Below are 12,317 nucleotides of genomic sequence, written 5' to 3'. Positions count from 1 at the left end.
TCGAACGCACTTCGTCCCCGCCCGGAGGAAGGCGGCGGCGAATGTTTCCGATGAACGGTTGCAGACGCTACGGCCCTACCGGCGCGCCTCTCGCGACGAACGCATCGCATGCCGCAGCAACGCAGCGACGACGCCGGCGAAGAGCCCGAAAATGGCCGCCAGCGCCAGATTGAAGGCCAACCGCGGCGAGGACGGGTTGCCGGGTGGGTCGGCCAGGTCCACGACCGATATGTTGTTGGCGCCCACGTTTCCTGCAACGCCGATTTCCTTGAACCGCTGCAGCAATCCGTCATAGAGCTGGCGGTTGGTGTCCACTTCGCGCTTGAACATGTTGTAGCGGATGCTGCGGTCCTGCAGGTCCAGTTCGTCGCCCTTCAGCTGTTCGATGCGCGCTTCCAGCATCTGCTCCTGCGTGTTGGCCGCTTCGTATTGCGCCTTGATGGACTCGCGGATGTTGGCGATCTGGGTGTTGATCTGCCGGCCGACTTCGCTCATCTGGCTGTTCAGGCGCAGCATCTCCGGGTAATCCGGCTTGAAGGTCGAAAGCTTCTGCTGGTATTCGGCGGAAAGCTGGGCGCGGGTCTGCATCAGGTTCTGGATCAACGGATTGGAGACGACCTGCGGCAAAGCCAGGCCGCTGCCGTACCTGGCCTGGCGCCAGGCCGCTTCGCTCTTGATGCGCGCGTCCTGGGCCGACGCGAGCAGCGCATTGAGTTCTTCGAGGTTCTGCGCCGGCAGCGATGGCTTGTCATCGCCGACCGAAACGATTTTCTCCTGGCCCGCGAAGTCCACGAAGTTCTTCTCCGAGTCCTGCAGGCGCTGCTTGATCTGGGTGAGACGTTCCGAAAGGTATTTGGTGGCGAAAGACGATGCCTGCAGCCGGTGCTCCAGACCACTGGCGATGAACTCGCTGGCATAGGTATTGGCCACGCGTGCGGACAGGTCCGGATCGGGCGAACTGAAATTCACCTTGACCAGACGCGAGTTGCGGACCGGTTCTATTTCCAGCGAAGCCAGCACCTGATCGGTGAGCGCACGGTCGATCAGTTCGCGCCGCGACGCAGCGGCAGGCTGGCCAGCAGCCACGGGGCCGAGCTTCTCCGACGCTGCCTCCACTGTCTCCCGATAAACCGGGTGGTTGGCCAAGCCGGCTTTGGCGATCACCCGCCGCGCCAGCGAGCGGCTCATCAGCAATTCGTACTGGGTCTGGTAGAAATCGCGGTCCATCGGCGATTCGCTGGGGATCAGGTCCTCCATCTGCACCACCTTCATCGCCTCGCGCTCGATCTGCAAGGTGGTGGTGGCGCGGTACTGCGGCGTCATCATCAGACTCGCCGCCAGCGCCGCCAGTACCACCGCACCGGCGATGAGCAGGATCAACCACCAGCTTCTCAGCAAGGCACCCGCATACTCGGCTAAATTGCCGGCAGCCGGCGCATCGTGGGGATCGGCGTAGCGCAGATCTTCCCGTGCGTCTGTTCCGGGCGCGTCTGTTCGGGGCGCGTCTGTTCCGGGCGTGTACCTTCTCATCGGTAGGCCCGCCATACCCCTACGAAAGGAGTGAGTTCGATCAAGGTTCGCAGCAGCATCTGCGCACCGGAGCGATCGACGATGATGATGTCGCCGCCATAGATATCGGGATCCTTGAGTTTGCCCTGCTGGATCTGGACCAGATCGAACCTGGCGAATACGCGTTCGCCGTTTACGGTGCGGAACACGATGACGTTGCGGCGGTCGGCGATGTTGCTGACGCCCTTGGCCAGCGCCACCGCCTGCTGCAAGGTCAGATACGGTGCGCCCATCGGGTAGATGCCGGTCTGCTCGACCGCGCCGCCCACCGTAACCTGCTGGTTGGGCGATTCCATCAAAGAGAGGGTGACCTGCGGGTTCTGCAGATAGCGATCCCGGTACCGCGAAGCCACCTGTTCTTCGATCTGGCTGATGCTGGAGCCCGCCGCCTGCACGGCGCCGATCAGCGGCAGCGTGATCCGGCCGGCGTTATCGACCCGGACTTCGCGCTCAAGGTCGGGCAGCTGGAACACCTGTATCTTGACCAGGTCGCCCGGGCCCAGCCGGTATTCGGGACGGCCCAGCGCCTGGCCCACCGGGTCCGCCGGCGGCAAATCGCGCATCGGCGCGCGCGTGCTGCATGCGCAGAGCGCCATCGCGCAAGCCAACACCATTCCAATCGTTCGATCGATCCTGCTCAAATGCCACCTCTGGATTCGGGGCCACCATACTCAATGCCGGCATCGACTATCGCCGGCAACCTGCCCAACCCTGGCGGTATCTACTACTGGTCACTCATGTTCCGCAGCCGCTCTGGCATGCGCCAGTCGATCTTGTTCACCACAATCCAACGATATACGACTCTCACGGCAAAATTCCAACCCGCCATGAATTCCGGATCTGCGACACAATCCAGGCCGCAACGTGGGTCACACCCTAGATGATTGTTTGCACGCGGTTGCGAAGGCGCCGTGAAAGGGCCGCGTCATGCAACGGTTGCAGTTCATTTTTGGCATTGATACGTGAACTCTGCTTGCCTCAAGGCAGGGCTTTTCGGCAATAGTTCACACTGAACATGAGGCATCGATACGACAAGCGCTCGCTGGGGCATATGCGTTAGCGGCCTGACCTGTGCAGAAAGGGCTGGGTCATTACACCGACGCGCTGCAGTGTGCGGGCTTCACCTGGCGTGGCATCACGGTCTGGGACAAGACCGAAGGCGTGCGACCGCAATTGGGCCGCTTCCGAAATCAGGCCGAATACGTGGTGTGGGGTAGCAAGGGCAACATGCCGCTGCAGCGGCAGGCGCCGGTATTGCCTGGCGTGATCCGCGAGCCGGTGCGTCGGTCCGACAAGCACCACATGACCGGCAAGCCTACCGAGCTGATGCGTCAACTGGTGCGGATCTGCGAGCAGGGCGGGCGGATTATTGATCCCTTCGCTGGATCTGGCACAACGCTGCTGGCCGCGCAGCTTGAGGGCTACAGCTGGGTCGGTTGCGAGATGACCCAGCACTACGCCGACATCGCCCGCGAGCGCCTGGCGAACGCGTAAGCCAGCCAGTTGGTCGGAAGGCCAACGAGCCGCCCCGAGAGGGCGGCTTTTTTGTGCGACTGCTCAAATCCCTTGCCGCGCGAATAACTCAAATGCCACGGCAGCCCAAAAGGCGATGGCCGCAACCACAAGCCACCTGCTGACTCTTCTATGCATTACATGTGCGCATCAGGGCTATTTTTATCAATGAGAGGAGGCGTCTGCCGGCCACCTTCGAACATATCGATGATTGATAACACGTGTAACAGTTTAGGTGGATTGCTACTTCATAAGCTCCACACTGAACTCGGACACATTCACTCCCGGGCATCGCTTCTGATACTTCTCCGTCAGGGCGGACAATTGGTCGATCACGGCATAGTCGTAGACCACGCCCATGAAATGCATGCTGTAGGGTCGTTTGGCAGGGTTCTTGGCCATCTCAGCTTTGAACTTCTTGGACCGACTGGTCCAGGGCGGCACCAAGGTTCCCACATAGTGGCGCTGCCCTGCGACCACGTCGAATTCGTAAGGCTCGTCCGCGATGACGGGCGCGTAAGGGGTATTGATCTTATAGAGCTGGTAGTGCCCCACGGGGAGTCGCCCACAGAAACTGCCCTGCGATTGGTATTCCTGGCGGGTTTTCACATTCAGGAAATACAAGTTTTCAAACCGCGCCTCACTGGCTAGCACAAAGCCAGAGTCGGCGTCGGTCAGGTGGTCGGTGCTCGCCTTCCGGCGAATGATGTCATCGGCAGCCACCGCAGGCAGCGTGGCGCACAGAAGAATTACACTGAGCATTGCTTGGCGCATCTGCAAAATCCCCCTAAAGCAGCTAACCCCCTTCCGGAACTCTCCCAGCCAGTTCCAAGACTGAAGCCCACCGAATTTGCTACGGCACTTCCCGCACTCCAACGATGTCATAAATTACTAATGGGGCTTTATCAAAACCTAACACATCCGCATGGCGAAGCTTTCCAATTATCTCTACGTATGATTCGTGGCGTTGCGCCAAAACCTTTTCGTATGCCTTATGTCGTACCGGCTTTATTGAAACAGAAAAATTGGCAATTTCTATCGCCCCATAATAGCCATTGATATCTGCTTGATCTTTAGAGAAAAACAACAGCGTTCTGGTCTTTCCATTCAAGGTAGAAGTCCTTAGGAAGCCTGAGATTCTTACTGTTTTTCCTAAATAGTCATCACGCCCAAAGACATGAAAGAAAGTGGCCGGGCAAACGTCTTCAGTCGTAAATCCGGTCTGCACACACAAAACTTCTGGCGGCTTGTTGCAGCCACTGATTATTGTGGCGATGACTAGCAAAAAAGCTGGCGTCAATAATTTCATGGGTTTATACGAATTCGTACTTAATCCTCACCTAGCACATACACTACCTGCTTGAGCTGGGGATCATAAACAATATGTGCTTGTCCTCCACGAACGGAACCGTTGGCTAGGAAAGATACAACAACATATTTCCCATGATTTGCGACAACAACAGTCTTATTTCTTGTGCTAAGCCTGCCTTTATTTGCAGCTTCATAGGCAGCAGCAAGCGCCATTGTGAATTCTTTCTTTTGGTCAGCCGCATAAACTCCATTTGGGGGCTGAGCATTTTCTTGAGAAAAGCCAATAGTGGTGAAGCATAAGAGCATAGCCAGAGCTATAACGAATCTCATATTAATCTCCTCCGAAAATAGCGTCGTGGGTATCAAGGATATTCCACGTACCAGTGTTACTCATGCGAATTACAGATTGATTGTCAATGATGTAGCTTGCTCCAGAATAATTGGCATTAATAACTGTTCGAATATCGGAACCCGATGGTTTGGATATCCATCGCACTCCGAATTCGTCTACTGGTCTCGGATTGGGATGGATGTGCCATTCGCCCATGACTCTTAAACCTTTATATATATTCCCTGCCTCCATGACCGGAGGAGTTATTTCGCTCCTGTCAGGTATCAAATCGACCCAGCGCCTTGTTCCATAAGAGCCATCTTTCTCGAACCCCCAAAATCCGCCCTCTTCATGGCGATTGTAGGGATTCCCAGGGAGAGCGTCTTCCCAAGAGCCTTCCATGCTGTTCAGAACCACGGGGCTATTTAGTTCGGCTGGATACATCAAACTACGGTAGGCCTTTGAAAATAGCTTGCCGATTCTGTCAAAAACTCCGGCAGGCTCATCCTGCCGAACAGACGCTTGTTGTCCACGCCTCTTACTCATGGCGCCTTGTATGGCCCCGCTGATCGCACCATTGGCAAACTTTCCACCGGTTAGCTTTGAAATCGTCCCGCCAACCAGCGCGCCTGTGACGCTCCGTTGGACCAAGTTCCCGTATCCCATCTGCGGTATGAAAGCCGTGCTCAGCCCAGCAGCCAGGAACCCATTGCCGAAGTTGCCGCCATTGATCCCTTCGACGATGCCACCGGTCATGGCCTGGAAGGCCATCTGCCCCCAGATATCCAATCCCAACGAAGCGATGCCCATCGTCATGCCTCCCGTGAACGCCCCGGTGACACCACCACGCAGGGTCCCAGTGGCCACATAACCGCTGGCAAAACCCACTGCCGCGCCGTAGGCGATATTGATCCAGACGTTCGAGGCATAGGGCATGAAGTACATGCCGACCACAGCGATGACGATGCCCAGAACTTGCCTCAAACTGATATTTCCGCTGGGGTCGGTATACGCCAGCGGATTGTTGAAGCAGTAGGTGTAGGCATTCCAGCTTTGCGTGTTGTCCGGCGCCTGGATCACGGGATCGGCCTGCAGGAACCTGCCCACCTCCGCATCGTAGATGCGGCCATTCATGTGGATCACGCCCGTCCCATCGACGGCCTCGTGCCCGGTAAAACTGCGGTCCGTTGTTGTGGTTCCCGTTCCGGCGGCGAGGGGGTTGGTATAGCTCCTGCGGCTACCGAAAGGGGCATAATCCAGACCTTCCGACACACTGCCATCGGCGTTGGCGATGCGCACCAGACTGCCCAGATGGTCGTGGAATAGGTACTTGGTGCTGTTGACCACGCCGCCGGTGACGGTCTGCAGAGCGATCCCGCCCAAGTAGCGCTTGAAGGTGGTGCCACCGCCTTGGATGACCACTTCCACCCCACCCAGATACAGCGTGGTCTTGCCTGCCTCCTCGCGCTTGTAGCGTTGTCCATCGGGGCCATACCAGAACCGCACGCGCTGTCCGCTGCCCATGGCGATCTCATAGGCCTTGTCGTCCACCGAGTATTTGATTGTGCGGTCGCTGGCCGTGCCCGGCGCATCGCGTAGCGTCTGGTTGCCGTGGGTGTCGTAGTAATAGAAGCTTGCCCCTGTTCCGGTGCCTGACTGGCTCACCGCATGCGGACTGCCGGTGACCGACATCACGGTCGCCGACTGGGTGCCGGCAACAGCAGCCGCCGTGGGTCGTGCGGTGCTCTGGAACGCAACGGGTTTGGTTGCCTGACGGGGCTTGCTGCGCACCCAAAAGCGTTCGTGGGGGCCCAGGCGCAAGTCGTCGTCCAGGCCCCAGCGGTCGGCTTCCCGATCCCAGCTCGGGCGATCATCGTCGCTGTAGCGGCGCGTCGCGGTTTCGGGCGCCTGATGCGCGCGGGTCTCGCGCCAGGCGGCCGGCAGTCTCCATCTCGCCGGTTTCGGCCGCTGATAGGCCGGCAACAGCGCCCCGGCTCGCACGGAGGCGGCATTGGCCGTCATCGCCGACGACATCATCGCCGCGCCGCCGCAGCCGTCCGCACCCGCGTAGTCGTAACCCAGGCCGTTCTTGGTGCAGACGTTGCCCAATTGATCGTAGCCCTGCGCCAGGGTGACCTGATTGGTAACCACGCCGTTCTGGATCAACATCTTGGATTCGACCAGACGGTTCAAGGCATCGTAGGTGAAGGCTTCGAGATAACGCTGTTCTTTCTGATGCGAACTCAGGTTTCCTGCCGCATCCCATACGTAGGCTTCATTGGTGAGGTTGCAGGCCGTGTTGCCGGCGCAGATCGTGGCGATGCGTCCGGTCTGCGCGTGGTAGCTGCGCACCACTTCCATCGCCGCGCTATCGCCACGACGTTCCTTGGTTACATTGCCCCATGCGTCGGTGGCCAGGATGCGTTGATAGGTGTTGCCATTGGCGGGGCATGAGGGGTCAAGATCCCAGCCCTCGCTGGCGCAGACCGCCACCACGCCGCGCGGACCGTATTGGGTCTTGGTCCATTGGTCGCTGGCATCCCGCGATTTCCACGGACGGCCAAGCGCATCGTATTCGGTGAAGGTCCCATACATGCCGTCATCGATTACGGTCATACCCGACTGCGGTCTTCCGAGCGCGTCATAGCTCTGATATCGCGTGAAGTTAAGCGCTGTGCCGGTTTCGTTTGCCCAACCGCTGTAGTTGCCAGTGATCGTTTCCGACGTCAGCGAGCCGCTGCCGTTCTGGGCCGTATCGAAGGTGAAGGTGGATTGCGTTTCCACCATGCCGTTGCTTTGCTTGACGGTCTTGCGCCAGACGCGGCCACGCCCATCGATCTCGTGCTCAACTCGCTGACCACTGGCGTCGGTCTGGGCGATCATCTCGCCCATCGCGTTGTACTGGAAATTGGTCGTGCCCGCATCCGGGTCGATCTGCTGGATCTTGCGCCCCAGACCATCGTAGGTGAAGGCATTGGTGATGGTGCCTGCGCCCGCATCGCGGCTGACCGCGCGCAGATTGCCGTCGGCGGTGTAGCTGTAAGTGGTCACCAGCCCGGCTGCATCGGTGACCGTGACCAACTCGCCCTTGCCGTTGCGGGTTTGCACGGTGGGATTGCCACGCGGATCGGTGGCGGTGGTGGTCAGTCCGTTGTAGCTGTTGAAGGCCTGGCTGCCATCGGGCGTAACGACCTGCACAGGGCGCCCCAGCACGTCGTAGCTGGTCACTGTCCATTGACGTGCTGCTGCCACGCAGACGTTGTCCAGCCCACTCGGTCCGTCCGTGCCCGCCGTACCGGCCAGGAAGAACGGGTTGGAGGTCCGCTTGGGCTTGCCGGTCACATCAAAGTCGGTGCAGGAAGCCGAAACATCCTGGTCGATGACGCCTGCATTGAAGGATTCCATCGCCTTCATCACCGGTCGGCCGAGTGCATCCAGATAGGTCCACTGGCGCGGCGATCCCGCGCTCACCACTTGCTGCCTGACCTTGGCGCCTGCCGGGCAATTCACTTGACTGGCGCACCAGCGGTAGGTGGTGGTCGAACTTAAACCGCCATTGCCGGGCGTGGCATTGGGGCTGGTCTGGACCCACGTGAAGTAATCGCGACCCAGCCCGCCTTTGAAGGCAAAGGTGCGCACGTTATTGACGTCTATAGCATTGACCGGATCGCCGAAGACGTTGCGCTCCAACACTCGGCTGGTGACGCGCTCCTCCCCGCTGGCACCGTTCCAGAATGGCTCTACCGTGGCCACCGGGAATCTGCCCTGGGCGTCGTACTCGACGCGGGAGTAGCGTTTGACCGCCTCTAAGCCGGCGGGATGGAACTGGAAGCCTGAGGTGCTGCAGGAGGTTGCTGGTGCCGCGCAGGTCACGGCCTGCACCCGGTTCCCGTAGTGATCAAGCGAATACGCCTTGGTGAGCGCCTGGTCGGCCGCACCGCCGGGCTGCGTGCGCTCTTCGGTCATCAGTCCGGTGGCCGCACCACTCATGTCGTAACTAAAACCCGTGGCGCGCACGACATCTGACTGTCCTGGCCGACGATGGGTGATGGTGCTGGACGTCAAACGACCTAGACGCCATTTCGCCACATCATCGCCGTAAGTATTGGCCGTGATCACGGTGGCGGCAGGCGATCCTTCTGTGCCATTGAAAGTATCGACAACGGTCTGGGTGACATTGCCGTAGCTGCCATAACCAAAAGCCGTGTTGACCTTGCTGGTTTGAGCGCCGGTGTAGGGATCACGCAACGACTCTTCCGAGCCCAGGGTGCGCACGTGCAAAGGGGTCTGCGCGGCAAGGCTGACCGGGGCTACTTCCCAACTTTGCACGCTGTTGGAGAAAACGCTACCACCCAGACTCGGGAAGCTCTGCCCCGGTGTCGCATAGCAGGCATCGGTCACCGCGCTGTTGAGGCACGTCGGGACTAGATACGCCTGATTCAACACCGCCGCTTTGACGGTCTGGATGGGCATGCCCATAAACGGGAAATTCTGGGCGTACGTCGTGGTGGTGACGACGTACCCACCGGTCTGATTCGGATCGATGGTGACCATTTCGCGGAAGCCCAGGAAACCCCGGCCGCCTGCCTGCACGCGAGCACCGGCATAACGATAGTGCAAGGTGGCTTTGGCGCCGGGTGCTCCCAGTTGTGGCGAGCTGCTGGAGACGCGGGCCACGACATAGCTGGAGGCCAGCAGATCCAGCACGGGCGCGCCACGGCCCCAGTTCAAGCCATTGCGCGAGCCGGTGTCGCGGCGATACAGATCCTTGTTGGTCAACGGTGCATAGGTGATGTCGGTTTCCGAACCCAAGCCGTTGACCACCTTCACCAGTGTATCGCGCGGCTCGAATCGCGTGTTGGCACGAGAAACGAACAGCGGGGGATTCTCGTTCAACTCAAAAGACACAAAATCCAGGATTCCATCCGCATCCAGGTCGGTGAACATCGACACGAATCGGTCTGGATTGCAGCCGCCTGAGCACAGGCGTGCGCCACCGCCTGGCATTGGGGAAGCCGAAGCGGCGTAGCCGCCCGTGCTGAGGGCGTAGCGCACCGCATAGGCTTTATAGCTGCCGTAATTCGTCAGCACCAAAGCATCGGCCCGACCATCGCCATTAATGTCCTGGAAACGGGTCTGGTTCCGATACTCGGTCTGGGCCAACGTTCCACCGGAGATAAAGCCGGTGCCTCGGTTGATCCGGTAAATCCAATCACTGTCGGCGGTTGCGCGATAGAACACATCGGTCAGGCCATCGCCGTTGGCATCTGCAAACGTTAGGGTCTCGGGATTGCCGGGCGACACCACGCCCGTCGAGGCCACTGCCACCCCAGTTGTGCCCAGCGACTGGACTGAGAGTGCGTGCAAGTTGCTGGTGATCGTCGTCACCACGCACGGTCCAGCGGCAAGACTTTCCTCTACGCCCACCGGGGAGTCCTCTTGCAGGACATAGGGCATTATCACCAACGACGGTTGATCCGTGGATTGGGACTCCGGAGGCGCGATGGGCTCAATCGGACAGCCCGGCGTGCCGTAGTTGGTTCGGGTGCTCGTGGTGGTGACCTTGATCAGCAGATCCGAGGTGGCATCGCCATTGAAATCCGTCAGCTGGGAGAAGCCAGTCTTGGGCGTCGGCGCGCCCGCAACCGTGTAGCTGCAGGTCACGTTGGGAGCATAGTTACAGTCGTCGACCGAGGCTTGATCGATGGCGATGGTTTTCTCGGCGCCCCAACCAAATCCACCGGATTGCCGCTCCATGATGCGGGCGCGCAGCGCCCCTCCGTTCGGATAGACGACATCGGTCAACCCATCGCCGTTGAGATCGGCCAGTTGGACCTGATCGTTCTTCCCCGGATAGGAGGGAATGATGGCGTCGAGTCCGGCAATCAAATTTTGACTGGCATCAAAACCCGATCCATTGGACGGATGCAGGCGCCAACCCTGCCAATCGGGACCGGAGACGAACAGGTCATCGCGACCATCCCCGTTGTAGTCCAGAAGGTGCCAGGAACCCTCGCCTCGTTCCGCGTTAAGAGCAGGGGTGCAAACATAACTACTGCTGGGAAACGTGGGGCGACCATTGCCATCCAGGGCGCTTAACGCGGTCAGAATGATGGTGGTGCTAGGGCACCCAACCACTCCAGCTCGCATATTGATCAAGTCCGCGCGCCCGTCCCCATTCAAATCTCCGTACTTGATCCCGTTGAATCCCACGTCGCTTACATACAAGAAACCTGACGGCAACTCTTGGGTCGCGAACTCGTATTTGCCCTGGCTCCAGACAAACGCCGTGGGGGACGCGCAAATCGCCGCAGTGCTGTCCCGGCATTCTTGCAATCCAATCAACGTATCGAGATTGCTGCCCGACGCACTGGCGGCGTAGGTGAGCAGGTAGTGACGTGCCTGCTCAGGACCTGAACACACCAACGTAGCGCAGGAGGTGATGCTAGACAGGCTGCGGCTCTGGGTCAGCATGCCGCCCGAAGCGTAGCCCTTGGTCCATTTGGCCGCGGGCCGGACTGCGTAGTTGAACACCACCTTGGCGTAGGGCGCCGACGCACTTCCCGATTGCCCGACGAGGATTGTTTTGCCGGTGTAACGAATTTCGCTGATCAGGTGTTCGCCCGTGCCGGCGCCAGCGGGGTTTTCCAGATACAGGTAGTCGATGTAGTTGCCGGTGGAATCCTGGAACCGGGTCTGTGCCCAAGTAAGGGCAGCGGTGGGGGCGAGAGCGGAGTTAGTCTCGAAGTAGCCATCGGGACGGTTCTGGCTGTTGTTGTTGTCCCGGTCGCCATACCAGCTGATTGACCCGTCTTTGCGTTCGACGGTGAAGAAGTTGGGTCCGGTTGTGGCGCTGCCCACCGTATAGGCGCACACCCGCTGAAAGGAATCGATCTCAGTCGCCAAGGCGGCGGCAGTCATGCCGCTGGCGGCGAGGCAGGTGGCACTGGAAGGAATGAGGCGTTGGCCATCCAGACAGAAGCGGTCGGTGGCCGAAAAGTTGATCGGTCTCGGGTTGCCATCGGGTGTGGCGGCGCCGATGAAATCGCCTGCTTCCCGCGTCGCGCGGCATCGGGAAATCGAGGACAGCCCGCCGATGGCCCAGCCTTTACCTACCGGCCCATCGCCGTTCTGGCTGGAATAGCTCAAGGTCAGATGCGGCACCACGCCGGCCGTGCCCGGGACGGTATACAGAGGGATCGAATAAGTGGCGGCGCCGGATTCGTCTACCCGGAACTCGGCGGCCGTAGCCGACACGGCGTCGGAAAGAGGATCGGCTTCCACCAGCAACCTAGGAGGCTGATTGCCGCCCATGGTTTGCGCGATGACTTGGCTCACCAACGCACCGAGGGGTGCAATCAGAAAGGCAATAACCAGCAGGAAAAGGGCAGCGGCGGAATAGGACAACCGCGAGGACGACGTATCGGGCACTGCGAAACTCCTTTTCCGCATCGCTACGCAGCCACAACCGCGGAATCGACGCGCATTGGCTAAATCAATTCTGCAATTCCCTTAGTGTCTGGCGTTGTGCTGCCGGTCCCCACCGGTGTCGCAGTTCTTATCGCCAACCGACCTTACCGGCGGCGAGCGCGCT

At 59.6% G+C, this 12,317-nt stretch carries 6 protein-coding genes and 1 pseudogene; 1 reads left to right on the top strand and 6 read right to left on the bottom strand.

Annotation, left to right across the window (positions count from 1 at the left end; translation table 11 throughout):
- Positions 1 to 75: 75 nt before the first annotated feature.
- Positions 76 to 1,461 carry a GumC family protein gene (locus BLR66_RS12825; RefSeq protein ID WP_255402590.1) on the bottom strand — a complete coding sequence of 462 codons (1,386 nt, stop codon included), beginning with the start codon at positions 1,459 to 1,461 and terminating at the stop codon, positions 76 to 78.
- A 65-nt stretch (positions 1,462 to 1,526) separates the two neighbouring features.
- On the bottom strand, positions 1,527 to 2,165 hold the full coding sequence (locus BLR66_RS12820; protein ID WP_093287907.1) for a polysaccharide biosynthesis/export family protein: 639 nt from the start codon (positions 2,163 to 2,165) through the stop codon (positions 1,527 to 1,529).
- A 499-nt stretch (positions 2,166 to 2,664) separates the two neighbouring features.
- Between BLR66_RS12820 and BLR66_RS12815 the strand changes: the two are divergent.
- Positions 2,665 to 3,063: pseudogene (locus tag BLR66_RS12815) on the top strand (DNA methyltransferase); the annotation flags it as partial.
- Between the two features lie 261 nt (positions 3,064 to 3,324).
- Here BLR66_RS12815 and BLR66_RS12810 read toward each other — a convergent pair.
- The 4 genes from BLR66_RS12810 to BLR66_RS12805 form a co-directional block, all read right to left on the bottom strand.
- Positions 3,325 to 3,855, bottom strand: coding sequence for a hypothetical protein (locus tag BLR66_RS12810; RefSeq protein WP_143014642.1), 531 nt, complete (start codon positions 3,853 to 3,855; stop codon positions 3,325 to 3,327).
- Positions 3,856 to 3,934: 79 nt separating this feature from the next.
- Entirely contained in the window at positions 3,935 to 4,390 is a 456-nt protein-coding gene (locus tag BLR66_RS18975) for a hypothetical protein (RefSeq protein ID WP_143014641.1), read from the bottom strand.
- A gap of 20 nt (positions 4,391 to 4,410) precedes the next feature.
- Positions 4,411 to 4,722 carry a hypothetical protein gene (locus BLR66_RS18970; RefSeq protein WP_143014640.1) on the bottom strand — a complete coding sequence of 104 codons (312 nt, stop codon included), beginning with the start codon at positions 4,720 to 4,722 and terminating at the stop codon, positions 4,411 to 4,413.
- A 1-nt stretch (position 4,723) separates the two neighbouring features.
- Positions 4,724 to 12,154 carry an FG-GAP-like repeat-containing protein gene (locus BLR66_RS12805; protein ID WP_176943865.1) on the bottom strand — a complete coding sequence of 2,477 codons (7,431 nt, stop codon included), beginning with the start codon at positions 12,152 to 12,154 and terminating at the stop codon, positions 4,724 to 4,726.
- Positions 12,155 to 12,317: the final 163 nt, after the last annotated feature.

Origin of the sequence: Pseudoxanthomonas sp. CF125 (assembly GCF_900104085.1) — a bacterium.
In the GTDB taxonomy this organism is placed as follows: domain Bacteria; phylum Pseudomonadota; class Gammaproteobacteria; order Xanthomonadales; family Xanthomonadaceae; genus Pseudoxanthomonas_A.
The sequence above is the reverse complement of the archived record's forward strand: the minus strand, read 5'-3'. Positions and strand labels throughout refer to the sequence as shown.

Coding starts and splice junctions, on each gene's coding strand:
- BLR66_RS12820 (WP_093287907.1), bottom strand. CDS start 2,165: ATGGCGCTCTGCGCATGCAGCACGCGCGCGCCGATGCGCGATTTGCCG.
- BLR66_RS12810 (WP_143014642.1), bottom strand. CDS start 3,855: ATGCGCCAAGCAATGCTCAGTGTAATTCTTCTGTGCGCCACGCTGCCT.
- BLR66_RS18975 (WP_143014641.1), bottom strand. CDS start 4,390: ATGAAATTATTGACGCCAGCTTTTTTGCTAGTCATCGCCACAATAATC.
- BLR66_RS18970 (WP_143014640.1), bottom strand. CDS start 4,722: ATGAGATTCGTTATAGCTCTGGCTATGCTCTTATGCTTCACCACTATT.